At 61.4% G+C, this 26878-nt stretch carries 27 protein-coding genes; 10 read left to right on the top strand and 17 right to left on the bottom strand.

Annotation, left to right across the window (positions count from 1 at the left end; genetic code table 11):
- Window positions 1–57: 57 nt before the first annotated feature.
- The 4 genes from RWJ89_RS07675 (at window position 58) to RWJ89_RS07660 (ending at window position 3770) form a co-directional block, all read left to right on the top strand.
- Window positions 58–2427, top strand: coding sequence for a DUF1989 domain-containing protein (locus tag RWJ89_RS07675; RefSeq protein ID WP_316030794.1), 2370 nt, complete (start codon window positions 58–60; stop codon window positions 2425–2427).
- A gap of 267 nt (window positions 2428–2694) precedes the next feature.
- The gene (locus RWJ89_RS07670; RefSeq protein WP_003548109.1) at window positions 2695–2904 is read left to right on the top strand and encodes a cold-shock protein; all 210 of its coding nucleotides are present in this window, start codon (window positions 2695–2697) and stop codon (window positions 2902–2904) included.
- 128 nt (window positions 2905–3032) lie between these two features.
- Window positions 3033–3257 (top strand): hypothetical protein, encoded by a 225-nt coding sequence (locus RWJ89_RS07665; protein WP_026265582.1) that lies wholly within the window; start codon window positions 3033–3035, stop codon window positions 3255–3257.
- Window positions 3258–3389: 132 nt separating this feature from the next.
- Window positions 3390–3770 (top strand): DUF6481 family protein, encoded by a 381-nt coding sequence (locus RWJ89_RS07660; protein WP_020052803.1) that lies wholly within the window; start codon window positions 3390–3392, stop codon window positions 3768–3770.
- A 41-nt stretch (window positions 3771–3811) separates the two neighbouring features.
- Here RWJ89_RS07660 and minE read toward each other — a convergent pair whose 3' ends face one another.
- The 16 genes from minE to RWJ89_RS07580 form a co-directional block, all read right to left on the bottom strand.
- Entirely contained in the window at window positions 3812–4072 is a 261-nt protein-coding gene (minE, locus tag RWJ89_RS07655; RefSeq protein WP_003548116.1) for a cell division topological specificity factor MinE, read from the bottom strand.
- A complete protein-coding gene (minD, locus tag RWJ89_RS07650; RefSeq protein WP_025397600.1) occupies window positions 4069–4884 on the bottom strand; it encodes a septum site-determining protein MinD in 816 nt (271 codons plus the stop codon). Before minD ends, minE begins: the two co-directional genes overlap by 4 nt.
- A gap of 85 nt (window positions 4885–4969) precedes the next feature.
- Window positions 4970–5689 carry a septum site-determining protein MinC gene (minC, locus tag RWJ89_RS07645; RefSeq protein ID WP_316030793.1) on the bottom strand — a complete coding sequence of 240 codons (720 nt, stop codon included), beginning with the start codon at window positions 5687–5689 and terminating at the stop codon, window positions 4970–4972.
- Between the two features lie 209 nt (window positions 5690–5898).
- On the bottom strand, window positions 5899–6501 hold the full coding sequence (locus RWJ89_RS07640; protein WP_077980043.1) for a methyl-accepting chemotaxis protein: 603 nt from the start codon (window positions 6499–6501) through the stop codon (window positions 5899–5901).
- A 112-nt stretch (window positions 6502–6613) separates the two neighbouring features.
- Window positions 6614–7951: an NAD(P)-binding domain-containing protein gene (locus RWJ89_RS07635; RefSeq protein ID WP_077980042.1), complete on the bottom strand. Its 1338-nt coding sequence runs from the start codon at window positions 7949–7951 to the stop codon at window positions 6614–6616.
- A 40-nt stretch (window positions 7952–7991) separates the two neighbouring features.
- Entirely contained in the window at window positions 7992–9032 is a 1041-nt protein-coding gene (locus RWJ89_RS07630) for a heme-dependent oxidative N-demethylase family protein (RefSeq protein ID WP_077980041.1), read from the bottom strand.
- Window positions 9033–9063: 31 nt separating this feature from the next.
- Window positions 9064–10029: a PDR/VanB family oxidoreductase gene (locus RWJ89_RS07625; RefSeq protein ID WP_131640614.1), complete on the bottom strand. Its 966-nt coding sequence runs from the start codon at window positions 10027–10029 to the stop codon at window positions 9064–9066.
- On the bottom strand, window positions 10026–10631 hold the full coding sequence (locus RWJ89_RS07620; RefSeq protein ID WP_316030792.1) for a dimethylamine monooxygenase subunit DmmA family protein: 606 nt from the start codon (window positions 10629–10631) through the stop codon (window positions 10026–10028). The genes RWJ89_RS07625 and RWJ89_RS07620 overlap by 4 nt, the downstream gene beginning before the upstream one ends.
- Before the next feature lie 11 nt (window positions 10632–10642).
- Window positions 10643–11776 (bottom strand): aminomethyltransferase family protein, encoded by a 1134-nt coding sequence (locus RWJ89_RS07615; protein WP_077980038.1) that lies wholly within the window; start codon window positions 11774–11776, stop codon window positions 10643–10645.
- Window positions 11777–11950: 174 nt separating this feature from the next.
- On the bottom strand, window positions 11951–12835 hold the full coding sequence (gene purU / locus RWJ89_RS07610) for a formyltetrahydrofolate deformylase (RefSeq protein WP_316030791.1): 885 nt from the start codon (window positions 12833–12835) through the stop codon (window positions 11951–11953).
- Between the two features lie 98 nt (window positions 12836–12933).
- On the bottom strand, window positions 12934–14241 hold the full coding sequence (gene glnT / locus RWJ89_RS07605) for a type III glutamate--ammonia ligase (protein WP_131662505.1): 1308 nt from the start codon (window positions 14239–14241) through the stop codon (window positions 12934–12936).
- 80 nt (window positions 14242–14321) lie between these two features.
- The gene (locus RWJ89_RS07600) at window positions 14322–15650 is read right to left on the bottom strand and encodes an FMN-binding glutamate synthase family protein (RefSeq protein ID WP_131662504.1); all 1329 of its coding nucleotides are present in this window, start codon (window positions 15648–15650) and stop codon (window positions 14322–14324) included.
- 14 nt (window positions 15651–15664) lie between these two features.
- Window positions 15665–16351 (bottom strand): GXGXG domain-containing protein, encoded by a 687-nt coding sequence (locus RWJ89_RS07595; protein ID WP_003548139.1) that lies wholly within the window; start codon window positions 16349–16351, stop codon window positions 15665–15667.
- A 39-nt stretch (window positions 16352–16390) separates the two neighbouring features.
- Complete coding sequence (locus RWJ89_RS07590; protein ID WP_131662503.1) at window positions 16391–17299, bottom strand: class II glutamine amidotransferase; 909 nt, start codon at window positions 17297–17299, stop codon at window positions 16391–16393.
- Between the two features lie 88 nt (window positions 17300–17387).
- On the bottom strand, window positions 17388–18071 hold the full coding sequence (locus tag RWJ89_RS07585) for a helix-turn-helix domain-containing protein (protein ID WP_131662502.1): 684 nt from the start codon (window positions 18069–18071) through the stop codon (window positions 17388–17390).
- A 78-nt stretch (window positions 18072–18149) separates the two neighbouring features.
- On the bottom strand, window positions 18150–19109 hold the full coding sequence (locus RWJ89_RS07580) for a GlxA family transcriptional regulator (protein ID WP_131662501.1): 960 nt from the start codon (window positions 19107–19109) through the stop codon (window positions 18150–18152).
- Between the two features lie 86 nt (window positions 19110–19195).
- On the opposite strand from RWJ89_RS07580, the gene RWJ89_RS07575 reads away from it, so the two are divergent.
- From RWJ89_RS07575 to RWJ89_RS07560, 4 genes are read left to right on the top strand one after another with little or no spacing between them, the layout of a single operon-like run.
- A complete protein-coding gene (locus RWJ89_RS07575) occupies window positions 19196–20446 on the top strand; it encodes a sarcosine oxidase subunit beta family protein (protein ID WP_131662500.1) in 1251 nt (416 codons plus the stop codon).
- A gap of 12 nt (window positions 20447–20458) precedes the next feature.
- A complete protein-coding gene (locus tag RWJ89_RS07570; protein WP_131640619.1) occupies window positions 20459–20740 on the top strand; it encodes a sarcosine oxidase subunit delta in 282 nt (93 codons plus the stop codon).
- Complete coding sequence (locus RWJ89_RS07565; RefSeq protein ID WP_316030790.1) at window positions 20737–23691, top strand: sarcosine oxidase subunit alpha family protein; 2955 nt, start codon at window positions 20737–20739, stop codon at window positions 23689–23691. Before RWJ89_RS07570 ends, RWJ89_RS07565 begins: the two co-directional genes overlap by 4 nt.
- On the top strand, window positions 23684–24229 hold the full coding sequence (locus tag RWJ89_RS07560) for a sarcosine oxidase subunit gamma (RefSeq protein WP_131662498.1): 546 nt from the start codon (window positions 23684–23686) through the stop codon (window positions 24227–24229). Before RWJ89_RS07565 ends, RWJ89_RS07560 begins: the two co-directional genes overlap by 8 nt.
- Window positions 24230–24314: 85 nt before the next feature.
- Here RWJ89_RS07560 and RWJ89_RS07555 read toward each other — a convergent pair whose 3' ends face one another.
- On the bottom strand, window positions 24315–25628 hold the full coding sequence (locus RWJ89_RS07555) for a CpaF family protein (RefSeq protein ID WP_245289859.1): 1314 nt from the start codon (window positions 25626–25628) through the stop codon (window positions 24315–24317).
- Between the two features lie 468 nt (window positions 25629–26096).
- Here RWJ89_RS07555 and RWJ89_RS07550 point away from each other — a divergent pair, with 468 nt between their 5' ends.
- Together RWJ89_RS07550 and RWJ89_RS07545 are read left to right on the top strand one after the other, a co-directional pair.
- Window positions 26097–26300: a hypothetical protein gene (locus tag RWJ89_RS07550; protein ID WP_003548168.1), complete on the top strand. Its 204-nt coding sequence runs from the start codon at window positions 26097–26099 to the stop codon at window positions 26298–26300.
- 13 nt (window positions 26301–26313) lie between these two features.
- Window positions 26314–26877: an A24 family peptidase gene (locus RWJ89_RS07545; protein WP_131640623.1), complete on the top strand. Its 564-nt coding sequence runs from the start codon at window positions 26314–26316 to the stop codon at window positions 26875–26877.
- Window position 26878: the final 1 nt, after the last annotated feature.

Raw genomic sequence — 26878 nt, 5'->3', positions numbered from 1 at the left:
TTTTGTAACCTGCATGGGTGGGTGTCCGTGGACGTCCGATCCTCCCATGAGGGCAGTATGCGAGAACTTCATCCTGCTATGACAGGCCTGCGGCCGGCCGCTCCGAGCCTCGTGCATTATCCCGGCATTCCCACCCTGCCGGAGGGAACGGCGCGCTACAGGGCAAAGGGCGGCGGATCGGTCGTTATGCGCGTCGAGCCGGGAGACCGCGTCAGCGTCATCGACAGCGAGGGCGGTCAGCTCTGCGAGATCTCCTTCCTCGACGAGAAAGGGCGCTTCCTGGCGGCCGGTCTCGGAACGGCATTCAGCAATTCAGCCGAGGGTTTGAAGGCAATTCTTCAAGCGGAGGATGAGAGTGCTGCCCGCGCGCGTGCAGCGCTTCAGCGTCGCGGCGCCGATCTGGCAGCGGCCGGCGCGCTCTGCATTTTCGGGGCGGGATCGACACCGGGCAGCCGGGCGGATTTCACGATTTCCATGAAGGGTCTGCTGATCGTCGCAGCACCCGCCGGCGCCATGTCGCCGGAGGCGCAGGATACGGCGACGCCGATCGAGATCAGGATCAAGCGCAGCCTGCTGATCCGCGATTACGCTTCCGCTTTGCCGGAACCGGCCGCCGATCCGGTCGAGGATATCCGCATCCGGGCGGCGACCGCCGCAGCCTATTTCGTGCGTGCCGGCGAATTCATCCAGATCATCGATGTTTATGGACGCCAATGCACAGATTTCCAGGCGTTTGCCGCCCGCAAGGTCGACAAGGGTCTCGACCTGGCGCTCGATTCCACCGTCACCCGCACGCTGCTCGGCCGCAGCTATCCGATGCCGGGTCTCCCCTCCAAGGCCTTCGACCGAGACTTCGAGCCGCTGGTCGAAATCGTCCAGGATACGGTCGGACGTCACGACGCTTTCGCGACCGCCTGCAATTCGCGCTATTACGACGACATGGGTTATCCCGGCCACGTCAACTGCACGGATAATTTCAACGCGGCGCTGGCGCCTTACGGCATTGCCGGCCGCAAGGGCTGGGAAGCGCTGAACTATTTCTACAACACCAATATCGACCACAACAACCAGCTCTATCTCGACGAGCCCTGGTCGCGTCCGGGCGATTACGTGCTGATGCGGGCGCTGACCGATCTCGTCTGTGTCTCTTCGTCCTGCCCTGACGATATCGACGCTGCGAACGGCTGGGATCCGACGGATATCCACGTCCGCACCTTTTCCGGAAAAGAGAAATTCTCACGAGCGGTAGCCTATCGCATGACCCCAGATGCAGACGCCGAACTGACGCGCGAAACCGCCTTCCATCCCCGCCTCTCCGCCTTGACGCGGGACTACACCGAATATCGCGGCTATTGGCTGCCGAACCGCTTTTCCAGCGAAGGGCCGGTCGAGGAATACTGGGCCTGCCGCCAGCGCGCCGCCGTCATCGACCTCTCGCCCTTGCGGAAATTCGAGGTGACGGGGCCGGATGCCGAAGAGCTGCTGCAATATTGCCTGACGCGCGACGTGCGCAAGCTGTCGACCGGCCAAGTCGTTTATTCCGCCATGTGCTACGAAAACGGCGGCATGATCGATGACGGCACGCTGTTCCGGCTCGGCGACAAGAATTTCCGCTGGATCGGCGGCGATGATTTCAGCGGCATATGGCTGCGCCAGCAGGCCGAGAAAAAGGGCTTCAAGGCCTGGGTCCGCTCCTCGACCGATCAGATGCACAATATCGCCCTGCAGGGGCCGAAGAGCCGCGATATCCTCAAGGAGATCATCTGGACTGCGCCGCGCCAGCCTGATATCGGCGAACTCGAATGGTTCCGCTTCACCGTCGGCCGCATCGGCGGCTTCGAGGGTGCCCCGATCGTCGTCTCGCGCACCGGTTACACCGGCGAACTCGGCTACGAGATCTTCTGCCACCCGAAGGATGCGCTGACGGTGTTTGACGCCGTCTGGGAGGCAGGCCAGTCGCACGGGTTGAAGCCGATGGGGCTGGAGGCGCTCGACATGGTCCGCATCGAGGCGGGCCTGATCTTCGCCCATCACGAATTCACTGACCAGACGGATCCGTTCGAGGCCGGGATCGGCTTCACGGTGCCGCTGAAATCCAAGCAGGACGATTTCATCGGCCGCGAGGCGCTGATCCGGCGCAAGGAGCATCCGCGTCATCTGCTCGTCGGTCTCGATATTAAGGCCAACGAGGCGGTCGGCCATGGCGATTGCATCCATATCGGCCGGGCGCAGGTGGGCGTTATTACCAGCGCCACGCGCTCGCCGATCCTCGGCAAGACGATCGCGCTCGCCCGCATCGATGTGATGCATGCAAGCCCCGGCACCGAGGTCGAGATCGGCAAGCTCGACGGCCACCAGAAGCGCCTGCCGGCGACGATCGTGCCGCTTTCGCACTACGACCCGCAGAAGACGCGGCCGCGCTCATAACGCCTGCTTTGGGTCGAGGACGGTGATCGGCGTCTCGGCATGCAAGGCGGCCGGGATGCAACCTGATGATGAGTGAGTGGCCCTGAAAAACTAAAAGTTGACAAATTCGAGTTGAGTGACTATATCTCGGTGGTCGATATTGCTTGTTTGACTTTTGTTATCGCACGCTGGCAACGTGCCCTGGACGAACTTCCCTCTTCAAAATCGAGATCATCATCCGTCGTGCTTCCGCACGTGCGGTCGTCAATTGCTATGAAAGGGTTTGTTATGACCACTGGCACAGTTAAATGGTTCAATTCCACCAAGGGCTTCGGCTTCATTCAGCCTGATGACGGCGGCGCTGACGCCTTCGTCCACATCTCTGCCGTCGAACGCGCTGGCATGCGCGAAATCGTCGAAGGCCAGAAGATCGGCTACGAGCTTGAGCGCGATAACAAGTCGGGCAAAATGTCCGCTTGCAATCTCCAAGCTGCTTAAACTGAAATCTGCTTTCCTTTGACCGCGGATGTACCGGCACAGTCGAAAGTATGATACTATTAAGGTCAGGCAATTTGCCTGGCCTTTTTGCTGCGTTCGCCAAGCGGGCTCATAAATCCAGGATTGATATGACAGAGTCACACAGCAAATCACGCAAGCAGGCGGAGATTGCCTTCGGAAACGTGCAATCGCAGTTCCTGGCGCGAAGCCGCGCAGTCGAGGAAATCGATTCGACCGTACGTGCCCGCGAGGAAAAAACCTTGCGGTTACGCGAAGCGCGTGAGGCCAAGGAATTGCAGGATCGCTTGACAGGGGTTACTGCTCCCAGCGCGAAGCGAAAAAAGAAAATCTGACCCTACCGAATAATTCCTTAAATCGGATTCGATTTCAGGATAAAATGTAGATGTTCAAATATTGCAGCGTCCTTTGCGCGTCTGAAGACGCGCGGCGCCGTAGGGTCGAAGTCAAACAGTCAGGAAACAGATTTGAAAAACGCCAGAAACAACGAGCTTTCCGATCGCCGCAGCGCCGCTGCCGAAGCCAAGGCGGCTCTCCTCAATGCGTATCGTAGCGCCAAGGATTCAGCCGAACCCACAAGGCTGGCAAAGCAGGCGGAGCGTCAAGCCATTGCCGCGGCCAGGGAAGAACGTCGCGCTCAGCGGGAACGGGTCAAGCTCGAGGAGCTGGAGCGGGCTCAGGCCGCCGAGGCCGAACGTCAGGCTGCCGCCGAGGCCGCAGCACGCGCCGATGCCGACGCGCGCGAAGCGGCTGACAAAGACCGGATCGCCCGCGTGATTGCCGACGAAGCTGCCCGAAAGGCCGAACGCGACCTGCGTTACGCCAATCGCAAAGCCAGGAAGTCCTGATCGTCAGCGCCGCCTGTCGTCAAGACAGGCAGCGCTCTCTTTCAAGCGGCCTGCACGGCTGCATTCAGCGGGATTTCGACGTCGATCTCAAGGGTCGAGACGTACTCGTTGCGATCGATCGTCACCTGCACCTTGTCGTGGTCAAGCTGCACATGCTTTGCGATCACCGCCAGGATTTCCTCGCGCAGCAGGGTAACCAGGTCCGACCCCGCCGAGGAACGTTCATGGGCGAGAAGGACCTGCAGCCGTTCGCGGGCGGCCGGTGCGGTTCTCTGCTTGTTGAAAAGACGGAAAATGTTCATGCCGCCCTCCGTCCGAAGATCTTGCCGAAAATATTCCTCTTTTCCTCTGGGATCGCGATCGGCACAACTTCGCCGGCGAGCCGGCGAGCGGCGTCGAAATAGGCCATCGCAGCCGCGCTGCGGCTGTCTGCCAGCGTGACCGGCGCACCGATATTGGATGCACGCAGAACATCCATGCTTTCGGGTATGATGCCGAGCAGCGGGATGGACAGGATTTCCAGGACGTCGTCGACCTTGAGCATGTCGCCGCGTTCGGCGCGGTTGGCGTCGTAGCGGGTGAGCAGCAGGTGCTTTTCCATCCGTTCGCCGCGTTCGGCCTTGGCAGTCTTGGCATCCAGCAAGCCGATGATGCGATCCGAATCGCGCACCGAGGAGACCTCGGGATTGGTGACGACCACGGCAACATCGGCGTGGCGCATGGCGAGCGTTGCGCCGCGCTCGATCCCGGCGGGGCTGTCGCAGATGATCCAGTCGAAATAGCGCTTCAGGTCGTTGATGACGCGCTCGACGCCTTCGGCCGTCAGATTGTCCTTGTCGCGCGTCTGCGAGGCCGGCAGCAGGAACAGCGTCTCCAGCCGCTTGTCGCGGATCAGCGCCTGGGTAAGCTTGGCGTCGCCCTGAATGACATTGATCAGGTCGTAGACCACCCTGCGCTCGGCGCCCATCACGAGGTCGAGATTGCGCAGGCCGACGTCGAAATCGACGACGACGACTTTTTCATTGCGTTGCGCCAGTGCCGCTCCCAGTGCGGCGGTCGAGGTGGTCTTGCCAACCCCGCCCTTGCCTGACGTGACGACGATCACTTTCCCCATCATTGTCTCTCCTTTGCCGTGGCCCCAGTAATTCAAAGTGTTAAAGCGTCGCTTGCGGCTCTCGAACAGGCGCGCGGCGCTGTCGTCAGATCAGTTTCTCTGCCATGATCGCGTCGTCTTCGAGCCAGAGCTGAACAGCCTGTCCGCGAAGATCGGGCGCCATGTCTTCCGCCATTTTGTAGATGCCGTCGATTGCAACCAGCTCGGCCTCGAGCTTGCGGCAAAAGATCCGCGCCGATGCGTTTCCGATGGATCCCGCCATGGCTCGGCCACGCAAGGTCCCGTAGATATGGACGGACCCGCCGGCGATGACCTCGGCACCCGAGGCGACCGATCCGATGACGGTGACGTCGCCTTCCGGAAAGATCACCGATTGGCCTGAGCGCACAGGCTCCCTGATGACGATCGATTGCATGGCCGGGCGGGTCTCTGCCACTGCCGCTTTGCCGGGCGGATCGGCAGGTTCCTTTGCCTGAACCTCGATATCGGAAACCGAACGACCGCCTTTGAGTGCCGGCGGCATGCCGGACCCGAGGATCGAAGGCCGCGCGCCCTCAATGCCCATGATGCTGACATTGCGCTTGGCAAGTTCGGCAATCAGGTCCTTCAGCTGCGGCCGGTCGATTTGCAGGTCCGTCAGGTCGAGCACGACAGGCCGTCCGAGGAAGAAGCCGGCCGAACGCGCGGCCAGATCGTCCAGCCGGATCAACCAATCATCGATCGGAAGATCCGGAGACAGCATGACCGCGAGGAAAGAACGGCCCTTGATGCGGATGGAGCGAGCGTCTGTTAGCACTTTGGTCATCTATGTGAAGAAATCGTTGACCATGTCTACCGCTGCTATGGTTAACAAAAAGTTAACGCGACCTTAATATCACCGACAATCACCTGAGATTCTTTAAGCGCGGAATTACCGCAAGTCATTGGGAAAGCGTCGCAATCTCTGGAAGCACTGAACGGTTAATGACGCGGCTTTGAACTTGAGCCGCAAATCCGCCGCTGCTTGGGTAACGCTCAGCCTTTCGCCGTGCGTTGTGCGTTGGAAATAGCGCGTGCGGCCTCTTCCGAGGAGTTGGCAAGCGTGCGCATCTCGGCGGCCAGCACGGCAAAACCCGATCCGGCCGTGCCGGCGCGGGCGGCCTCGATACCGGCATTGACGGCCAGCAGCTTCAGGTAACGCAGCGATTGCAGGATCTCATTGGTCTTCGAAGCGGTGATGCGCATGTCGGCGGTCTGGTCATCGATTCGCTGATAGAGTGATTCGATGTTGATGATGCTGCCTTCGAGATAGAGAAGCTCGCCCTTCTCGTCCCAGATGCCGCCGCCCGTCTCGGTGACCCAGATGAGATGCCCCATGGCGTGACGGATGCGGTATTCCATCGTCCAGTCCGCGCGTCTCTCCAGCGCCCGCCCGACGATCTCGTCCATCAGAGGCACGTCTTCCTCGTACATGATCGAGGTGAAGGTCCGCGTGCGGTTGCCGATGATTTCGTCGGCCGGATAACCGAAGATGCGCTCGATGCCGTCGGTCATCTCAAGCATCGTGTAGTTTTCATCGGCATGGCAGCGGTAGAGAAAACCGCTCATGCGCCCGAGAATGCTCGTTTGAAAATCCATGAAGGCGACATCCGAAGAAAAGAGCTGCAGTCGTCTCGCTCAAAGGCGCGGCTCACAATATGCCGGAGGAGAGTGCCCGCACACCCTCCTCCGGCAATGCAGGCCCGCCTCGTCAGTTGCGCAGATATTCCTCCATGGAATCGTCGAGCGCCTCGACCCAGGGCGTGTGGTGCGTCGGCGATATATTGCCGGTCATCAGCGATCGGTAGGCATGGTCGCGGAAGCCCATGATGTTGTGAGCCTTGTGATGTTCCCACTCCATGAAGGTCTGGTTGGTCCCCTCGATGTCGAAGTTGGGATAATCGGTTTCGGCGAGCAGTTCCTTCACATAGTCGCCCTGATACCAGATCATCTGCTCGGCATCCTCGAGCGTTTCCTCACGGGCGCGCCACATGTCGAAATTGGCTTTCAGCTCCTCTTCGGATGGCAGGGTGATGCGACCCATCATCACGTCGCGCGCCCACCAGGCCTGCACGTCGAACATGTTGAAGGTGTAGAACTGGTCCTGCATGCCGATATAGAAAAGCCGCGGGTTCTTGTCGAAAATCACCCCCTTGTAGAGGCTGTCGGCCCAAAGGCGGTTGGCGGTCTTCAGCCGGAGATCATCGGGCAGGAAGGGGAAATGGTGCTGGTAGCCGGTGCAGAGGATCACGGCATCGACCTCCTTGGTCGAGCCGTCGAGGAAATGCGCCGTGCGGTTTTCGAGCTTCACCAGCAGCGGCCGCTCCTCGAAATTCTCCGGCCATTTGAAGCCCATCGGCTTCGAGCGATAGCTGGTCGTCACCGATTTCGCGCCGTATTTCCAGCATTGCGAGCCGATGTCCTCGGCCGAATAGCTGCGGCCGACTATGAGGATATCTTTGCCCTTGAACTCCAGCGCGTCGCGGAAATCGTGGGCATGCAGCACGCGGCCGTTGAAGGTCTTCACGCCTTCGAAATAGGGCACATTCGGCGTCGAGAAGTGACCCGATGCCACGACGACATAGTCGAACTCCTCGTCATACATCCGGTCTTCGATGCGGTTATGCGCCGTCACCGTGAACTTCTTCGTCTCATCGTCGAAGCGCACCATGCGCACCGGCGTGCTGAAGCGCACCCAGTGGCGGACGTTGGCTTTCTCGACGCGGCCCTTGATGTAATCCCAGAGCACGGCGCGCGGCGGGTAGGAGGCGATCGGCTTGCCGAAATGCTCCTCGAAGGAATAGTCGGCGAATTCGAGGCATTCCTTCGGACCGTTCGACCAGAGGTAACGATACATGCTGCCATGGACCGGCTCGCCATATTCGTCGAGGCCGGTGCGCCAGGTATAGTTCCAGAGCCCGCCCCAATCCGACTGCTTTTCGAAGCAGACGATCTCCGGGGTTTCGGCGCCCTTCTGGGCGGCCGATTGAAAGGCGCGCAACTGCGCCAGCCCGGAAGGCCCGGCACCGATGACGGCTACTCTTGTCATGAAGCATTCCCCTCTTGATTATATCGCATTGTCCTGCGTGTCAGTCCGGATAGATGCCGGGGCTGGTCGGTGCCCCGTCGTCATATTTGGCAAGCCAGTCGATCGTCGTCTCGCGGAAGCGGGTGAGGCCCTTATAGTCGATGAGCTCGGGCGGCAGCGTCTTCAGCACGCGCGGGAAGCGGCGTGCCCATTTCGGCACGGTGACGAGCTCTTCCATGTTCATCAGGTAGCAGCGGATGACGAAGAGGATGGCGTTCGAGCGCGGCAGGCGCCAGAGGCTTTGCAGCTCGACGCGCAGATGCACCTTTTCGCCGACATTGTCCGGCGTCACCGTCGTGCGGTCAGGACCCCATTTGTGATAATTCTCCGGGCTGGTGTCGAGGCGCGGATTGATCGTCATCGTCCAGTTGAAGCGCCGTGTCGGCTTGCCCTGCTGCAGGTTCAGCAGGAATTTCAGCGCCCGGTCGAAGACGCCGATCTGGTGGGCGAGCGGCACCGGCCCGTGCCATTCCATGAAATTCATGCCGATATCAAAATCGAGCGACCAGTCGGCCTGCGTCGTCACCATGCCGGCGTCCATCCAGAGATTGCTGTCGCGCTGGTCGACGATGCAGAAATCGCCCTGGGCCTGGCGGGTGATATATTCGAAGGGCTCATAGGGCAGCGTCGAAGCATCACCGAAGGTGAAGCTGTCGTCGATACCGAGTGGGCGGTTGATCCAGCGCCACTGGTCGCCGTCGCGGATCAGGGTGAAATGGTCGGGGTAACCCGCCGCCTGCTCTTCCATCAAAAGTTCGAGCGTATCCCATTGCGCGCTCATCATGTGCGGCAGGGCCTGATAGCGCAGCGGATCTTCCTTCAGGACCAACGCCCGGTCGTGCATCTCGGCGACATAATGCTCGTCGACGTCGATCAGGCTTTCGTAGACGGTTCCCGCCCGGCCGTGCACATGCGGCTCCATATTGACCGAATACATGTATTCGTCGCGGTCGAACGGAAACGGGAAACGCCGGATGTTTTCGGGGCTGTTCCGATAGCTGAAATCGTTCCGGAAGGTTTCCTGCTTGAAGACGATTGCCATGTCCGGTCTCCTTGTTCCGCTTCCGATGCCGCTAGAGATCAAGATGCAGCGTGTTTCCCTCGAAGCGGGAAACGCAGATCATCACCTTGCGGCCAGATGCTTTTTCTTCGTTCGTCAGATAGACGTCATGGTGCAGCAGCTTGCCGTCGCAGGTGACGACCCCGGTCTCGCATTGACCACAGGCGCCGCCGCGACAGAGGAAGGGCGCGTCGACGCCCGCCGCCTCGATCGCCTCCAGCATGCTTTCGTGATGGCCGACCTTCACGGTCTTGCCGGACCGCAGGAGCTCGATCGCGAAGGGCTTGCCTGGCAGAGACGACAGGAACCGTTCCGAATGCAGGTTCTGCTCCGGCCAGCCGGCGTTGAGGCCGGTTTTCAGCACGCCGTCGATCATCCCGGACGGGCCGCAGACATAGAGATGCGTGCCGAGCGGTTGGCTGTCGAGCAGGCGTGTCAACGGGATGGCGCCGCCTTCGGCATCGCAATAGATCTTGATGCGATGTCCGCCATAGCGCTCGACGAGTTGCCGCCAATAGGCACCGCGGTCGCGCGTGCGGATGGCATAATGCAGTTCGAAATTGGCGCCCTCGCGGGAAAACTGCTCCATCATCGCGATGAAGGGGGTAATGCCGATGCCGCCGGCGATCAGCAGGTGCTTGCGCCCGCGCCAGTCCGGCTGGAACAGGTTGACGGGATAGCTGACCTTCAGCTCGTCGCCTTCGCGGACCTTCTCATGCATGAAGGTGGAGCCGCCGCGCGAATCCTCGATGTGCAGAACGCTGATCTCATAGGCTGCGCAATCATGCGGCGGCGACATCAGCGAATAGGCGTTGCGGCGCATATGGCCGCCATCGTTCATCAAAACGATGACATGGGCGCCGCCGGAGAAATAGGGCATCGGCTTGCCGTCAAGGCGCTCGAAACGGAAGCGCTTGACCCGCTCGGCGATCGGCGTGATCCTCGTCACGCGGACAGGAATTTCAGTGCCACCGCTCAAAGGAACAACTCCTCCGGATCAGGCGCGCTGCCCGGTTCTTCCGCATCGATGTTGACGCCCTGGAAGGCAGCCAGCCGGCGCGAATAATGGTCGCGCACCAGAAGGGGCAGCCCGCAATGGCTACAATTGAAGGGGCTGGTGGTGACGTCGTCGGTGATGCCCTTGCAATGGACGCACTGTACGCGCCGGGCCAGGGAGCCGCGATGCTCGGTGATGACAGAGGCATGGTCCATGCCGTAATCGAGCGCCACGAGCATTGCCTGGCCGATGAAGCCTTCCGTGCCCGACAGATAAAGCCGCGTGCCCATATGGGCGGTGGCAAGCGAACCCTTCAATCGGAAGAGCAGCGTGGCGATCGTCGGCGCCGTGAAGAACATGTCGGCGCCGAGGCGGGCCAGCGCCTCGTCCAGGCCAGTACCCTGCGAGCCGCGGGCGACATAGAGGATTTCGCTGCGGGAAAGAGCTGTTTCGTCAAGCTCCGGCTGCTGATCGAGCAGAGCCTTGGCGCCCTCCCCTTCAAGCGCGAAAATGTGCCGCCGGGCGCGCGGCTGGATGGTCAAGCCCGTGTAGACTGGTCGGCTTTTGATGCCTGCAACGAGCATTCGCGTGCTCCTTAACCTACGGCAATCCTCTTTTTCTTCTCCGGATCGTCGAAGGGAAGCGTGTGGGCGGTGGCGCTTGCCTTCACGGTCTTGCCGCGGACTTCGAGTTTCGTCCCATGCATCGCCTTGTCAACGTCCAGACGGGCAATCGCCATGGATTTCTTCGTCAGCGACGAATAGCTCGGGCAGGTGATGACGCCGACCTTTTTGCCGTCGGCAAAGACTTCGTCGCCGAGGTCGGCCGGTCCGTCGGCATCGATCAGCATGCCGAAGATCTTGAAGCGTTCCTTGCCCTTGAGGCGCGCATGTTCCTCGGCGCCGCGGAAACCCGTCTTGCCGGGGCTGACGGTAAAGTCGAGGCCGAGTTCCCAGAGGCTGTCGCCGGGCGGCTGGTCGGCGAAGGGATACATCTGCGAATTGTCATAGGGGTAGAACAGCAGGTAGCTTTCGACCCGCAGCATGTCGAGAACGGAGAAGCAGCAGGGGATGATGCCCATCTCCTTGCCTTCCTCGACGATCCGGTCCCAGACCATGACGGCGTCCTGGCCGCGCACGAAGATCTCGTAGCCGCGTTCGCCGGTATAACCGGTGCGCGAGATCATCACCGGCGCGCCGAACAGCGTCGTCTGCATGTGGTGGAAATATTTGAGGTCGCGGATGCCGGGCACATATTTGGCGAGATAGTCGACCGCGATCGGACCCTGCAGCGACAGGTCATGCAGGTCATCGTCGAAGAGCACCGCGCAATTGCGGCCCGCCGCCTGCTTGACGAGTTCCTCGTGGCCGGAGCCGGAGCCATGCACGAGCATCCAGGAATTCGGGCCGGTGCGATAGACGATGCAGTCGTCGGTGAAGTGGCCGCGCTCGTTCAGCATGGTCGCGTAGACCGAGCGGCCGGGGTAGATCTTCGTCAGGTCGCGGGTGGTGATGTGGTCGAGCACGGCGATGGCGTGCGGGCCGACCAGGTGCACCTTCTTCAGGCCCGAGACATCCATGATGCCGGCCTTGGTGCGGACGGCGACATGCTCTTCCGACATGTCCTTGTCGTAGGTCCAGGCGGTGCCCATGCCGCTCCAGTCCTCGAGCTTCGATCCCAGAGCGCGATGCCGATCCGCCAAGACGGAGAAACGCCATGATAAAGCCATTGTCCGTTCCCTTTTGTTTCCTCTACGGAATATTTATTTCCTGACTATATTCGTCTTTCGCGCCGTGGCAAGCCCGCCCGACATGCATTTCCCAAAACTTTCGGCGCCCTCGCTGCATCCCTCACCGAATGAATGAGGGATACGGCTACGCTTTTGCCGTCCCTCAACCCGCCTCTAACCCATGCGTTCCGAGGCGTAGCTGCCGGGGCTTGCCGGGAAGACCACGGTGCGACTGCCGTTGATGAAGGTGCGGTGATGGATATGGGCGTGGATGGCGCGCGCCAGCACCTGGCTTTCGACGTCGCGGCCGATCGAGACATAGTCGTCGGGCGACTGCGCATGGGTGATGCGCGCCGTGTCCTGCTCGATGATCGGACCTTCGTCGAGATCGGCGGTGACGTAATGTGCCGTCGCCCCGATCAGCTTCACGCCGCGTTGATAGGCTTGCTTGTAAGGGTTAGCGCCCTTGAAGCTCGGCAGGAAGGAATGGTGGATATTGATGATCTTCCCGGACATCTTCTGGCACATCTCGTCCGATAGGATCTGCATGTAGCGGGCGAGCACGATCAACTCCGTGCCGATCTGCTCGGCCACCTCCATGATATGGGCCTCGGCCTGCGCCTTGTTGGCCTTGGTGACCGGAATATGGTGGAAGGGGATGTCGTGGTTGACCACCACCTTCTGGTAGTCGAAATGGTTGGAGACGACGCCGACGATATCGATCGGCAGGGCGCCGATTTTCCAGCGGTAAAGCAGGTCGTTCAGACAATGGCCGAAGCGCGACACCATCAAGAGCACCTTCATGCGCTTCTCGTTGTCGTGAAAATCGTAGTCCATTTCGAAAGGAGCGGCGACGGTCGCGAAACCGGCGTCGATATCGGCGCCCGAAAGCCCCTCTTCCGAAATGAAGCCGACGCGCATGAAGAACTTGCCGGTATCGAGATCGTCGAACTGCGAGCTGTCGATGATGTTGCAGCCCTTGTCGGCCAGATAGCTCGAAATCGCCGCGACGATGCCGCGCGTCGATTTGCAGGATACGGTGAGTACGAAACTCTTCATGCTGTCGCTTCCTTCGCTATCCCAAGCACAGCGGGCTAGATGACGCCGGAGCCTGTCCGCTCCGGCGTGATGAGCGTGTCTTCAGAACGTCCAACCACTCAGATGTCGAGCGTGCTGTCGCGTTCCCATTGGGTGAAATGCGAGCAGAAAGCATTCCATTCCTGATGCTTGAGCTTGAGATAGGCGGCGGAAAACTCGGCCCCGATCGCCTGCTTCAAGCCCTCGTCGGCATCATAGGCGCGCAACGCATCGAGCAGATTGAGCGGCAGGCGCGGCGCATCCTTGACCAGATACCCCTCGGCATACATGTCGATATCGTAGTGCCGGCCGGGATCGGCTTGGCTGCGGATGCCGTCGAGGCCGGCCGCGATGATGATCGCCTGGAGCAGGTACGGATTAACAGCACCATCAGGCAGGCGCAGCTCGAAGCGACCCGGTCCCGGCACGCGCACCATGTGGGTGCGGTTGTTGCCCGTCCAGGTGACCGTGTTCGGCGCCCAGGTCGCGCCCGATGTGGTGCGCGGCGCGTTGATGCGCTTGTAGGAATTGACTGTCGGATTGGTGATCGCGGCAAGCGCGGACGCATGTTTCATGATGCCGCCGAGAAAGGTTTTACCCTGAGCGGAGAGCCCAAATGGCATCTCCTTGTCGGCGAAGGCGTTGACCTTGCCATCGACGTCCCAGACCGAGATATGGGCATGGCACCCGTTTCCGGTCAGGCCCTTGAAGGGCTTTGGCATGAACGTCGCGCGAAGGCCGTGCTTTTCGGCGACCGATTTGACCATGAACTTGAAGAAGGAGTGCTTGTCTGCCGTCTGAAGCGCGTCGTCATATTCCCAGTTCATCTCGAACTGGCCGTTCGCGTCCTCGTGGTCGTTCTGATAGGGCTTCCAGCCGAGCTCGAGCATGTAGTCGCAAATCTCGGCGATGACATCATAGCGACGCATCACGGCCTGCTGATCGTAGCAAGGCTTTTCGGCTGTATCGAACTGGTCTGAAATCACCGAGCCGTCCGCAGAGATGAGAAAGAACTCGGGTTCCACGCCGGTTTTCACCCGGAGCCCCTCTTTCGCAGCTTCAGCGACCAGTCTTTTCAGCACCACACGCGGTGCCTGTTCGACAGGCTGATCGTCCATGACGCAGTCGGCAGCAACCCATGCGACGTCTTTCTTCCAGGGGAGCTGGATGACGGAGGAAGCATCGGGAAGCGCGAACAGGTCGGGATGGGCAGGCGTCAAATCGAGCCAGGTCGCAAAGCCCGCGAAGCCGGCGCCATCTTTCTGCATATCGGCGATGGCTTCTGCGGGGACCAGCTTGGCGCGTTGGCCGCCGAACAGGTCGGTATAGCTGATCATGAAATATTTGATGCCTTTGTCTTTGGCAAAAGCAGCAAGGTCCAGTGTCATTCTCGTTCCCCTTTGGATTTCTTGGAGACACTTTGCTTATGGATGCGAGACGGCCGGGACGTTTGCCCGGCCGGTAGAAATCAGTAGCCTCCCTTGCCGGGATACCAGTTTGTGCCGGCGAGCGGGATCTGGGCCATGGCGGCCGCCTCCATCGTCAGCGCGCAAAGATCTTCCGGTTCCAGGTTGTGCAGGTGGTTCTTGCCGCAGGCGCGCGCGATGGTCTGGGCTTCCAGCGTCATAACCTTCAGATAGTTGGCGAGACGGCGGCCGGCGGCGATCGGATCGAGCCGCTTCATCAGCTCCGGATCCTGCGTGGTGATGCCCGCCGGGTCCTTGCCTTCGTGCCAATCGTCATAGGCGCCGGCCGTGGTGCCGAGCTTTTGGTATTCTTCTTCCCAGCGCGGATCGTTGTCGCCGATCGCAACGAGTGCCGCCGTGCCGATGGCAACGGCATCGGCGCCGAGCGCCAGTGCCTTGGCCACGTCGGCGCCCGAACGGATGCCGCCCGAGATGATCAGTTGCACCTTGCGATGCATGCCGAGATCCTGCAGCGCCTGGACCGCGGGGCGGATGCAGGCGAGCGTCGGCATGCCGACATTTTCGATGAAGACATCCTGCGTGGCTGCGGTTCCGCCCTGCATGCCATCGAGCACCACCACGTCGGCCCCGGCCTTCACAGCAAGCGCTGTATCGTAATAAGGCCGCGCGCCGCCGACCTTCACATAGATCGGCTTTTCCCAGTCGGTGATCTCGCGCAGTTCCAGGATCTTGATTTCGAGGTCGTCCGGGCCGGTCCAATCCGGATGGCGGCAGGCCGAGCGCTGGTCGATGCCCATCGGCAGGTTGCGCATATGGGCGACGCGATCGGAGATCTTCTGGCCGAGCAGCATGCCGCCGCCGCCGGGCTTTGCGCCTTGACCGACAACCACTTCGATCGCGTCGGCGCGACGCAGGTCCTTGGGATTCATGCCGTATCGCGACGGCAGATACTGGTAGACCAGCGTCTGTGAATGGCCGCGCTCTTCATCGGTCATCCCGCCGTCGCCTGTCGTGGTGGAGGTTCCGGCAATCGTCGCGCCGCGTCCGAGCGCTTCCTTGGCATTGCCGGAGAGCGCGCCGAAGCTCATGCCGGCAATGGTGATCGGCGTCTTCAGATGAATGGGCTTTTTGGCGAAGCGCGCGCCGAGGACAACCGATGTGTCGCACTTCTCGCGGTAACCTTCGAGCGGATAACGCGAGATCGATGCGCCGAGAAACAGCAGGTCATCGAAATGCGGAACCTTCCGTTTGGTGCCGGCGCCACGGATGTCGTAAATGCCGGTCGCCGCGGCACGGCGGATTTCCGCCAGCGTGTAATCGTCGAAGGTCGCGGACTTGCGCGGCGGGGTATAGGGGTTGTGGTAGCTCATGATGGTCCCTCGCCTTAATACGCGTCGGCGTTGTCGATATTGAAATTGTAAAGCTTGCGGGCCGAGCCGTAACGCTTGAATTCCTCGGGCCTCACTTCGGTCACGCCCGCCTTTTCAAGAAGTTCGGCCAGCTTCGTCAGGTGCTCGGGACGCAGCTCCTTTTCGATGCAATCGGCACCCAGGCTCTTGACCGAACCGCGCACGAAGAGCTTCGCTTCGTAGAGCGAATCCCCAAGCGCATCGCCGGCATCGCCGAGCACCACGAGGTGGCCGGACTGACCCATGAAGGCGGACATGTGGCCAATATTGCCATGAACGACGATGTCGATGCCCTTCATCGAGATGCCGCAGCGTGACGCCGCATTGCCCTTGATGACAAGGAGGCCGCCGCGGCCGGTTGCGCCGGCATACTGGCTGGCATCGCCCTCGATGACGACGGTTCCAGACATCATGTTTTCCGCAACACCCGGACCTGCCGAACCGTGAACGGTGACGGTCCCGCCGTCGTTCATGCCGGCGCAGTAATAGCCGACCGACCCCTTCACATCGACCGTGACGGGCGCATCGATGCCGACGGCAACCGAATGGCTGCCGCGCGGATTGACGACTTCGAAGGAAAGATCGTTCGAACCGTTCTGGATGTTGTGCAGGGCACTATTGAGTTCACGTAACGGCGTAGTGGCAAGATCAATGACAGGCATGTTTCGATAAACCCTTGGAGAATACGCATGAGGCGCCGGTCAAGCGACCTTCTGGTGATCCCAGAAATAGACGGTTGCAGGCTCCGGCTCCCAGACCCGAGCATTCTCGATGCCGGGCAGATTGACGAGCGCCCGGTATTCCGAACCGAAGGCGACATACTGGTCCGTTTCAGCCATGACAGCGGGCTTGCAGGCAATCGCGTCGCGCACGACGCCGAAGCCGGACTTCGTGCCGACGACGAAGGTGAAGAAGCCGTCGAGATCATCCACCGCGCCTTCCAGCGCCTGGCCGAGATTCTTGCCCTTGGCCATCTCTGCCGTCAGATAGGCGGCGGCGACCTCAGTGTCGTTTTCGGTTTCGAAGGTCATGCCTTCGCGCTTCAGCTCGCGGCGCAGATTGTTGTGGTTGGAGAGCGAGCCATTATGCACCAGGCATTGGTCGGAGCCGGTGGAAAAAGGATGGGCGCCGAGCGTCGTGACGGCCGATTCCGTCGCCATGCGGGTATGGCCGATGCCGTGGGTGCCGGCCATTGAATTGACCGCGAAGCGGGAGACGACATCCTTCGGTAGGCCGGTCTCCTTGTAGATCTCAATGGCGTCGCCGCTGCTCATGATCCGGATGTTCGGACGCAATTCCGAAACGGCTGCCTTGCCCGCCTCGAGCAGATCCTTCGCAAGCGTGATGACGGCATGCGTGCTCTTCACCTGGATGGCGACCGATGCGCCAACCGCCTGGCCGAGCTCGGCCTCGAGGCCGGCGAAATCCTTCTTCGGATTGGCCGACTGGATGGTGATCTTGGCATTGTTGCCGCTGGCGTCGCCATAGATCGCGATTCCGGCGCTGTCCGGCCCCCGATCCGTCATCGTCACCAGCATCGAGGACAGCAGTGCCCCGAGCTCCGGTTCGAGACTTTTATCCTTGAGGAAGAGACCCACAATTCCGCACATGACCAGACCTCCGTTCGTGTTGAGAAAGGACTAGCAGGTCTGTTTTGGGTTTTCAACTCGGAAGAAAGATTTTTTCTTTTAAGGCAAGTCAGCCTTTCGAGCTCTGCTGTGGATAGCTAATGATCGAGAGGTATTTGCTCGGCAGTTTCACCAGCTGTTCCGGCCCATGCGGCGCATCGGCGTCGAAGAACAGGCTGTCGCCCGGCTGCATCTGGAAAAGCTGGTCGCCGTGGCGGTAAACAACTTCGCCTTCGAGCATATAGAGAAACTCCATCCCCTCGTGCTGGAAGGTCGGGAAGATGTCGGAATCGGTCGTCAGGGTGATGAGGTAAGGCTCGACGATGACGCCGCTGGTATTGTTATCGATATGACCGAGCACATTATATTGATGACCGGCGCGGGTGCCGCGCCGTTCGAGCTCGATGCCCTGGCCCGCCTTGACGAAGACGGCGTTGCGCGGTTCCTCGAAACGTCGGAAGAAGGCCGTCAGCGGGACGCCGAGCGCCCGCGACAGCGATTGCAGCGTCGTCAGCGACGGCGAAATGTTGCCGTTCTCGATCTTCGACAGCATGCCGAGCGAGATGCCCGTCGCTGCCGCCAGATCGGTCACCGTGATGCCGAGTTTCTTGCGGTAGGCGCGCACCTCATGGCCGATCGCCATTTCGAGGTTGTTTTCCTTCGGCTCGCGGACGGCGTGAGGGTCCTGGGAAAAGGGAGCGCGTCCACTATTCGCCTGTTCCGGTTGCTCTGCCGCTGCACGCTTGGATTTCATGGGTTTTCCCCTGCCGCCTTCTCATTTCTGAAGGCAACCCTATCGTCATAGTGAAAATTCCTCAACCGTGAAGAAAACCTATTCCCGCCGTGCCTCACGCGGGGCGATGCCATAGACGGCACGGAACATGCGGGAAAAATGGCTCAGACTGGAAAAGCCGGTGGCAACCGCGATTTCCGAGACGGAAAGCGGGCTCTGCTTCAGCAGCCGATGGGCATGCTGCAGCCTGATCCTGCGGTATTGATCAAGAAAGGTGGTGCCGAGATGGGCAGCAAAGAGCCGGTCGAGATGGCGGGTCGTGACGCCGGCGATGCGCGCCATGGCGGCACGCTCGAGCGGCATCTCGATCGTCTCCTCCATTCGTTCGAGAACGTTAAGCAGGCCGGGATGATGGACGCCGTAACGCTCGGCCAAGGATGCGCGCTGGGGTGCAGCGGGCTCGTTGACCTCTGTATGAAGATACCAGTCGCTGACACGGCGAGCGAAATCCGGCCCCATGCGCTCGGCGATCAGCACATGCATCATGTCGAGCGGTGCGATGCCGCCGCCGCAGGTGATCCTGTTGCCGTCGATCATGAAGCGCGCCTGGCGCGGCGTGAGATCCGGGAAGGCTTCGAGAAGGGCGGCCGCATGCTCCCAGTGGATGGTGAAGTCGCGGCCGCCAAGCAGTCCGGCGGCGGCCATAAGATAGGGGCCGCCCGAGATGCCGCCGATCCTCACACCTTCGCGCGACAGCTGCCGCAAGCAGGAAAGCACGCCGGGATACCGCCAGTCGCGGGGCAAGCCGCCGGCGCAGACGAAGGCCGTTCCGAGCCCCGCGCCCCTGACAGGGAGAGGTTCGGCAGGGACGCTGACACCCGAGGAGGAGAGTGCCGCTGCGCCATCCGGCGAGAAGATCTGCAGCCGATAGATCTCGCGTCCAGCCAGAAGATTTGCCGCCCTCAGCGGTTCGGTCGCCGAGGCATAGGACATCAGGGCGAATCCCGGGATAAGGATAAAGCCGATCGTCTGCACATTTCTGCTATCAAGCGAGGACATGTCTCTTTCTTAGCGATTGATGTCCCTTCTGTGCAAGTCCGCCCTCCCCTTTCTGGCATCATGCACCTCTTCTTTCCGGGGTGACCATGCGCTATTCCGCTCTTTCGATTTTCCTGAACGGCCTTCGCGGCAACAAAGGCTGGGCGCCGGCCTGGCGCGATCCGGCGCCGAAGCCGCATTACGACGTCATTATCGTTGGCGGCGGCGGCCATGGTCTTGCCACCGCCTATTATCTTGCCAAGGAATTCGGCGTCACCAATGTCGCCGTCCTCGAAAAGGGCTATCTCGGCTCTGGCAACATCGGCAGGAACACGACGATCATCCGCTCGAACTACCTGCTGCCGGGCAACAATCCCTTCTACGAGCTGTCGATGAAGCTCTGGGAAGGGCTGGAGCAGGACTTCAACTTCAACGCCATGGTCTCGCAGCGCGGCGTGCTCAACCTCTTCCATTCCGATGCGCAGCGCGACGCCTATACGCGCCGCGGCAATGCCATGCGGCTGCACGGCGTCGATGCCGAGATTCTCGACCGGCAGGCGGTGCGCAAGAAATTGCCATTCCTCGATTTCGACAATGCCCGTTTCCCCATTATGGGCGGCCTGTTCCAGCCGCGCGGCGGCACGGTGCGCCATGATGCGGTCGCCTGGGGTTATGCGCGCGGCGCCGATCAACGCGGCGTCGACATCATCACCCAGTGCGAGGTGACCGGCATCCGCCGCGAAAACGGTCAGATTACCGGCGTCGAGACCAGCAAGGGTTTCATCGGCTGCGGCAAGCTGGCGCTGGCGGCTGCCGGCAACTCCACCGTCGTCGCCGATATGGCCGGCCTGCGGCTGCCGATTGAAAGCCATGTGCTGCAGGCCTTTGTTTCGGAAGGGCTCAAACCGTTCATCGACACCGTCGTCACCTTCGGCGCCGGGCATTTCTACGCGTCCCAGTCGGATAAGGGCGGCCTTGTCTTCGGCGGCGACATCGACGGCTACAATTCCTATGCCCAGCGCGGCAATCTCGCCTCGGTCGAGCATGTCGCCGAAGCCGGGCTTGCGCTGATTCCCTCGCTGTCGCGCGTGCGATATCTGCGCTCCTGGGGTGGCGTCATGGATATGAGCATGGACGGCTCGCCGATCATCGACCGCACCCACATCGACAATCTCTATCTCAACACCGGCTGGTGTTACGGCGGCTTCAAGGCGACACCCGCCTCCGGCTTCTGCTACGCCCATCTGATCGCCCGCAATGCGCCGCATCAGACCGCCCGCGCCTTCCGGCTCGACCGCTTCGCGCGCGGCTACCCGATCGACGAAAAGGGCGTCGGCGCCCAGCCCAATCTGCACTGAGGACATTTGACGATGGCAAGCCTGATTTCCTGTCCTCATTGCGGCGTCCGACCGAAGGAGGAGTTCTCGATCCGCGGCGATGCCGGCCTTGCTCGGCCGGCGCCGGATGCCGGTGCGGAGGCCTGGTACGATTATGTCTATCTGCGCGACAATCCGCGGGGCCGGCACAGCGAATACTGGCACCATTCCTCCGGATGCCGCCGCTGGCTGATCGTCGAACGGGATACCGTCACCCATGCGGTCCACGGCGTCAGGGATGCCGCCCTCTCCAAGCTCGGCGGAGAACCGGCATGACGAGCTTCCGTCTTTCTTCCGGCGGCCGCATCGACCGCACTACTTCGCTCGGTTTCACCTTCGACGGCAAGCCTCTTGAGGGCCATCCGGGCGACACACTCGCCTCGGCGCTGCTTGCCAACGGCGTCCAACTCGTCGGCCGCAGTTTCAAATATCATCGCCCGCGCGGCATTCTGACGGCGGGGGCTGCCGAACCGAACGCGCTGGTGACGACGGGCAGCGGCGGGCGCACCGAACCGAATACGCGCGCGACGATGATCGAGCTCTACGAGGGGCTGACGGCAAAGAGTCAGAACCGCTGGCCCTCGCTCGGCTTCGATGTCGGCGCGGTCAACGGACTGCTGTCGCCCTTCCTCAGCGCCGGTTTCTACTACAAGACCTTCATGTGGCCGGCGGCCCTCTGGGAAAAGCTCTACGAGCCGGTGATCCGTAAGGCGGCCGGCCTCGGCAGAGCCTCCTACGAAGCCGATCCCGACACTTACGAGAAATGCTGGGCGCATTGCGATCTGCTGGTGATCGGCGCCGGCCCTGCCGGTCTTGCCGCAGCGCTCACTGCCGGCCGCGCCGGTGCGCGCGTCATCCTCGCCGACGAGGGATCCGAACTCGGCGGCAGCCTGCTTTCCGACAGCGGCACCATCGACGGCGAGGATGACGCGCTTCTCGGTGAGCTGCTTGCCGAACTGGCGAGCCTGGAGAATGTGCGCCGCCTGCCGCGCATGACGGTGTTCGGCTGGTACGATGACAATGTCTTCGGCGCGGTCGAACGGGTGCAGAAGCACGTGGCGATACCCGACCCGGAACGCCCCGTCGAACGGTTGTGGCGCATCGTCGCCCGCCAGGCGATCCTTGCAACCGGCGCCGAGGAGCGTCCGCTCGTCTTCGGCGGCAACGATATTCCCGGTGTGATGATGGCAGGCGCGATGCGCAGCTATCTCAATCGACAGGCGGTCGCACCCGGCAGAAGCACTGTCATCTTCACCACCAACGACGCCGGATATCGCACCGCCGCCGATCTCGAGGCCGCCGGCCTCGCGGTCGCGGCGATCGTCGACAGCCGCGGGGATGGAGGTGGGAGTTGGCAGGGCCGCGCCGAAGTGCTGGAGGGCGCCAGGGTCATCGATGCGTTTGGCGGCAAGAGCCTGCGCGGCGTCAACGTCAAGACCGCAGACGGCACCCGCCGTATCGAAGCGGATGCGCTTGCCATGTCAGGCGGCTGGAGCCCAATCATTCATCTTGCCTGTCATCGCGGCGCGAAGCCGCAATGGTCGCACGAGGCCTCGGCGTTTCTGGCGCCCGCCCAGCAGGAAAGTCTTGCCGTTGCCGGCTCGGCCGCCGGCCTTGCGAAGACGGCGACCTGCCTCGGCGATGGCGCCGCAAAGGCATCTGCCGCGTTGAAGGCGATCGGTTTCGCAACGGCGGAGCCGGCCTTTGGCGAGGCGTCCGAGACGGCTGCACAGGCAAAGCCACTCTGGTCGGTGAAGGGTTCGAAGAGCAAGGCTTTCGTCGACTATCAGAACGACGTGCATCTCAAGGATTTGGGTCTCGCTGTCCGCGAAGGCTACGGCCATGTCGAACTCGCCAAGCGTTACACGACATCAGGCATGGCGACCGATCAGGGCAAGCTTTCCAACATCAACGCCATCGGAATTCTTGCCGAGGCGCGTGGCGTGTCACCTGCCGAAGTGGGAACGACAACGTTCCGGCCCTTCTATACGCCGGTTTCCTTCGGCGCTTTGACCGGGACGTCGCGCGGCAAACATTTCCAGCCGGCGCGCAAATCGCCGCTGCATGGCTGGGCCGAGAAGAACGGCGCGGTCTTCGTCGAAACCGGCCTCTGGTACCGTTCCGCCTGGTTTCCGCGCGCCGGCGAGGCGACGTGGCGCCAAAGCGTCGACCGCGAGGTGCTGAACATCCGGAAGAATGCCGGCCTCTGCGATGTCTCGACCCTCGGCAAGATCGAAATCTTTGGCAAGGATGCCGCGACCTTCCTCGATCGCATCTATTGTAACGGCTTCGCCAAGCTCGCCGTCGGCAAAGCGCGTTACGGCATCATGCTGCGCGAGGACGGCTTCATCTATGATGACGGCACCACCAGCCGGTTCGGTGACGAGCATTTCTTCATGACGACGACGACGGCGCTCGCCGCCGGCGTGCTGACCCATCTGGAATTCTGCGCCCAGACGCTGTGGCCGGAACTCGACGTCTGCTTCGCCTCCTCGACCGATCAATGGGCGCAGATGGCCGTCGCCGGGCCGAAGTCGCGTACCATTCTCCAGGAGATCGTCGACGAGGATTTGTCGGATGCGGCCTTCCCCTTCATGAGCGCCCGCAAGGTCTCCCTCTTCGGCGGCCGCCTCGAAGGCCGGCTCTTCCGGATCTCCTTCTCCGGCGAACTTGCCTACGAGCTGGCAGTACCCGCCGGCTACGGCGAAGGCGTTGCCGATGCGGTCATGGCGGCGGGCGAGAGATATGGCATCTGCGCCTACGGCGCCGAAGCGCTCGGTGTCATGCGTATCGAAAAGGGCCATGTCACCCATGCCGAGATCAACGGCACGGTGACGCCCGGCGATCTCGGTTTCGGCCGCATGGTTTCCTCAACGAAGCCGGATTTCATCGGCAAGGCAATGCTTGCCCGTGAAGGGCTGAAGGATCCCGAGCGGCCCCGCCTCGTCGGCGTCAAGCCGCTTAATCCGGCAAGCGGCTTCCGCACCGGCTCGCATATTCTTGCCGAGGGTGCTGCGGCGACGCTCGAGAACGACCAGGGCTACGTCACCTCAAGCGCGTTTTCGCCGGGGCTCGGCCATACGATCGGCCTGGCGCTCGTCAGGCGTGGGCCGGAGCGCATCGGTGAAAAGGTGACGGTCTGGAACGGCCTGCGCAACGAAATCACCGATGCGGTGCTCTGCCATCCCGTCTTCATCGATCCCGAAAACGAGAAGCTCCATGCGTGATCTTCCGCAGCACAAACCGGTTCTTGCCGGCATGGCATATAACGGCATCTCAGGGGCGGGCGTCCGGCTGGAAGCCTTGCCGGAGGGCCATCTCCTGCATGTGCTCGGCGCGATCGAGCCCACCGCGCTCGCCACGGAATTGGTGAAAGCAGGCTTTGCGCAAAGTTCGATCCGCCAGGCGGGTTTCCGCCAATGGTTCGTCGCCGGCGACGAACCGTTCGTGCCCGCCAGCCTCGATGCTCTCGTTGCAGCGCTTGCGGGAAAGGCCTTCGTCATGGACCAGAGCCACGGGCGCGTGCGTATCGGCGTTTCCGGCCGTTCTTCGCGGGCGCTTCTCTCAAGGGGGACCGCCGTCGATCTCGATCCTTCCGTCTTTCCGGAAGGCCATTCGGCCATGACAATGGTCGGTCATCTCTCGGTGCAGATCGTCCGCACCGGCGATGACAGCTTCGAACTCACGGTCCTGCGCAGTTTTGCCGAAAGCCTCTGGGACGATCTTACCCATATGGCGGCGAGCGCCGAAAAGGACGGCGTCTGACAGAGCATGATGCCCAAAGGTGTGAGCGGTTTTCGGATGACATCGTGCTCTAACTATATAATGTAGAACAGAATTTCGATTGTTTTTAGGCTGTATGCAGCGCGGCGGCGCCGACCCATTCGGGGCGCTCGGCGCCTTGCAGCTCTTCCACCGCATCGGCGGCGAAGCTCGGCACGACACCGGTCCACAGCAGCGCGCCATCGGGATTGGAATGTCCGTCGCCCTCGAGCTTGTAGATGCTTTCGACGATATACTGGCCGTCATTGTTCAGGCCCTTGATCTCGGAGATCTCGATCACCCGGCGCCTTCCGGTGCGCTTGAAGCGGGCGATCTGCACGACGACGTCGACCGCCGAGGCGATCTGGGCGCGCAGCGGCCGAAGCGGCATGTCGATATCAGACATCAGCGCCAGCGTTTCCAGCCGGTGCAGGGAGTCATAGGGCGTGTTCGCATGTACCGTCGAAAGGCTGCCGCTGTGGCCTGATGTCATCGCCTGGATCATATCGAGCGCCTCGCCGCCGCGGCACTCGCCGACGATGACCCGGTCCGGCCGCATGCGCAGCGACGAGCGGAAGAGGTCGCGGATGCTGGCGCCGCCGCGGCCGAAACGGTCGGGCTTGGTCACTTCGAGATAGACGACGTGTTCCTTGCGGATCTGCAGTTCCGACGTGTCCTCGATGACGATGATGCGCTCGTGGTCGGCAAAGGCTTCCGACAGCGCGTTCAGCATCGTCGTCTTGCCGGTGCCGGTGCCGCCGGAGATGATCACGTTTTTCTGCAGCCCGACGGCCGCCTGCAGCAGCGTCAGCGACTGGTCGGTCAGGCTGCCCTGGGTGACGAGATCGCGGATGCTGCGATGTTCTTTCAGAAAGCGGCGAATGGAGATGCAAAGCCCGGTGCGGGAGGCGGGCGGCTGGATCATCTGCACGCGCGAACCATCCGGCAAACGCGCCTCGACGCTCGGCTCCTCCGGCGTCAGCCGCTTGCCTGAGAACTGCGCGATGCTGCGCGCGGCCGATTCCAGGTCTTCGCGGCTGGCGAAGCGCGTATCGGCGCGTTCGAGCTTGCCTCGCCTTTCGACGAAGATGTCGGATGTGCCGTTGATCAGGATTTCGGACACGCTCGGATCATCGAGGAGAAAACGGATCGGCCCGAGCAGCTTGTCCAGCGCCCGGGTCAGGACCTGGAAGGTTGCCTGTTCGGCAGCGTCGTCGGAAACGGCTTTCATCAGAGCGGCATCCCGACCAGGACCGTGCTCATGCCGAACAGTGTCGCCATCATCTGAACCGCGGTGGGAAAGAACATCATCAATGGAATGAGGACCAATGCAAGTATTAAGATGCTGCTCATCGTTTCCATCGTTTTCTCTCCGGATCGACTGGCGGGCGGTACCCACCATTTTGGGAAAGCTTAATCCAGATCATCAAACAACACCATGGTCGGGCGTCGCGCAGGCAGTGATTCTGATCGCAGTACGCCGTTTCTTCTATCGCTTTGAAAGAATTGACCAATTATGGAGCAGTAGACGAAGCCGCGAAGAACCATCAAAAACTTCCTCTTCGCATGTAAAACTGCAGCCTGTTCAAAAGCTTAGTTAAGAGAATCCGTCGTCAACTGCGATTTTTCCGGCGATGCCTCCAAGACAATTGGAACCCTTCGTTTCGTTTGCTTGACGGAGGGCTGGCCTTGGGCGCACTCTTGGGTCTTAATGGTGTTGCTCAACAAACGTTGGCCGCCGGGGAAGATAAGCTGAAGCAGAAAAAATCATTGGATCGAGCAACATGCTCGTTCGGATCGATGGCGTATGCTTGGTTCATCTTCACCACGGCTTCGAACCGAAACAAACCTGAGAATGAGGAGTAATCACATGTTTGGTAAACTCAAGACTCTCGCAATTGCACTTCACAAGGACGAACGCGGCGACATGGCCCAGATCGTCCTGGCGGTCGCCCTGATCGTCATTCCGCTGATGCTGATCCTGCTCGCCTTCGGCAAACAGATCGGCGAATGGTTCAACGAAAAGAACACGGCGCTCTCGGATGCCGAGAGAATTCCTGAGCCGGGTCAATAAGCGGATCGGGATCATGGATACGACCTATGATCTGACCCTGATGCCTGCGGCGGCGGCTCTTGCCGTCGCCTGCACCATGACCGCGGCGGTGCTCGACCATCGCCACGGTCATATCCCGAACGCCGTCACCTACCCCTGCCTGCTTGGCGGGTTCATGTTGGCGGCAATCAGCGGCGGTCTCGCAGGAATAGGGCTTGCCTTCGCAGGCCTCCTTGCAGCCGGCCTGATCTTCATCATCGCCTTCGCAGCCGGAAGCTGCGGCGGCGGCGACGTCAAGCTGATGGCGGCGCTCGGCGCCATTCTCGGCCTCTGGCCCGCCATCGACGTCACACTTGCCTCGCTGATGGCCGGCGGCGTGATCGCCGTTTTCTCCATGGCGCGGCGTGTTCAGTGGAGCGTGCTGGCCCGAACGGTCGGATTGTTTGCGCTTCTCCTGCCTGCCGGTTTCCGCGATGCCGCTTCGGTGCTGAAGCCGCGCGAAACCCAACACACGGTCCGCTTCGGCGTTGCCGCTGCTCTCGGACTTCTCTGGTGCCTTTTCATGCCCGATTTCACCCCTCTTTCACTCGTGAGGTAAC

Origin of the sequence: Rhizobium sp. 10PS4, assembly GCF_032464805.1 — a bacterium.
Classification (GTDB): domain Bacteria; phylum Pseudomonadota; class Alphaproteobacteria; order Rhizobiales; family Rhizobiaceae; genus Rhizobium; species Rhizobium laguerreae.
The sequence above is the reverse complement of the archived record's forward strand: the minus strand, read 5'-3'. Positions and strand labels throughout refer to the sequence as shown.

Bases quoted from the DNA above. Each gene is read 5' to 3' on its own strand.
- RWJ89_RS07675 (WP_316030794.1), top strand. From the start codon at position 58: ATGCGAGAACTTCATCCTGCTATGACAGGCCTGCGGCCGGCCGCTCCG.
- RWJ89_RS07670 (WP_003548109.1), top strand. From the start codon at position 2,695: ATGACCACTGGCACAGTTAAATGGTTCAATTCCACCAAGGGCTTCGGC.
- RWJ89_RS07665 (WP_026265582.1), top strand. From the start codon at position 3,033: ATGACAGAGTCACACAGCAAATCACGCAAGCAGGCGGAGATTGCCTTC.
- minE (WP_003548116.1), bottom strand. From the start codon at position 4,072: ATGAACATTTTCCGTCTTTTCAACAAGCAGAGAACCGCACCGGCCGCC.
- minD (WP_025397600.1), bottom strand. From the start codon at position 4,884: ATGGGGAAAGTGATCGTCGTCACGTCAGGCAAGGGCGGGGTTGGCAAG.
- minC (WP_316030793.1), bottom strand. From the start codon at position 5,689: ATGACCAAAGTGCTAACAGACGCTCGCTCCATCCGCATCAAGGGCCGT.
- RWJ89_RS07640 (WP_077980043.1), bottom strand. From the start codon at position 6,501: ATGGATTTTCAAACGAGCATTCTCGGGCGCATGAGCGGTTTTCTCTAC.
- RWJ89_RS07635 (WP_077980042.1), bottom strand. From the start codon at position 7,951: ATGACAAGAGTAGCCGTCATCGGTGCCGGGCCTTCCGGGCTGGCGCAG.
- RWJ89_RS07630 (WP_077980041.1), bottom strand. From the start codon at position 9,032: ATGGCAATCGTCTTCAAGCAGGAAACCTTCCGGAACGATTTCAGCTAT.
- RWJ89_RS07620 (WP_316030792.1), bottom strand. From the start codon at position 10,631: ATGCTCGTTGCAGGCATCAAAAGCCGACCAGTCTACACGGGCTTGACC.
- RWJ89_RS07615 (WP_077980038.1), bottom strand. From the start codon at position 11,776: ATGGCTTTATCATGGCGTTTCTCCGTCTTGGCGGATCGGCATCGCGCT.
- purU (WP_316030791.1), bottom strand. From the start codon at position 12,835: ATGAAGAGTTTCGTACTCACCGTATCCTGCAAATCGACGCGCGGCATC.
- glnT (WP_131662505.1), bottom strand. From the start codon at position 14,241: ATGACACTGGACCTTGCTGCTTTTGCCAAAGACAAAGGCATCAAATAT.
- RWJ89_RS07600 (WP_131662504.1), bottom strand. From the start codon at position 15,650: ATGAGCTACCACAACCCCTATACCCCGCCGCGCAAGTCCGCGACCTTC.
- RWJ89_RS07595 (WP_003548139.1), bottom strand. From the start codon at position 16,351: ATGCCTGTCATTGATCTTGCCACTACGCCGTTACGTGAACTCAATAGT.
- RWJ89_RS07590 (WP_131662503.1), bottom strand. From the start codon at position 17,299: ATGTGCGGAATTGTGGGTCTCTTCCTCAAGGATAAAAGTCTCGAACCG.
- RWJ89_RS07585 (WP_131662502.1), bottom strand. From the start codon at position 18,071: ATGAAATCCAAGCGTGCAGCGGCAGAGCAACCGGAACAGGCGAATAGT.
- RWJ89_RS07580 (WP_131662501.1), bottom strand. From the start codon at position 19,109: ATGTCCTCGCTTGATAGCAGAAATGTGCAGACGATCGGCTTTATCCTT.
- RWJ89_RS07575 (WP_131662500.1), top strand. From the start codon at position 19,196: ATGCGCTATTCCGCTCTTTCGATTTTCCTGAACGGCCTTCGCGGCAAC.
- RWJ89_RS07570 (WP_131640619.1), top strand. From the start codon at position 20,459: ATGGCAAGCCTGATTTCCTGTCCTCATTGCGGCGTCCGACCGAAGGAG.
- RWJ89_RS07565 (WP_316030790.1), top strand. From the start codon at position 20,737: ATGACGAGCTTCCGTCTTTCTTCCGGCGGCCGCATCGACCGCACTACT.
- RWJ89_RS07560 (WP_131662498.1), top strand. From the start codon at position 23,684: ATGCGTGATCTTCCGCAGCACAAACCGGTTCTTGCCGGCATGGCATAT.
- RWJ89_RS07555 (WP_245289859.1), bottom strand. From the start codon at position 25,628: ATGGTGGGTACCGCCCGCCAGTCGATCCGGAGAGAAAACGATGGAAAC.
- RWJ89_RS07550 (WP_003548168.1), top strand. From the start codon at position 26,097: ATGTTTGGTAAACTCAAGACTCTCGCAATTGCACTTCACAAGGACGAA.
- RWJ89_RS07545 (WP_131640623.1), top strand. From the start codon at position 26,314: ATGGATACGACCTATGATCTGACCCTGATGCCTGCGGCGGCGGCTCTT.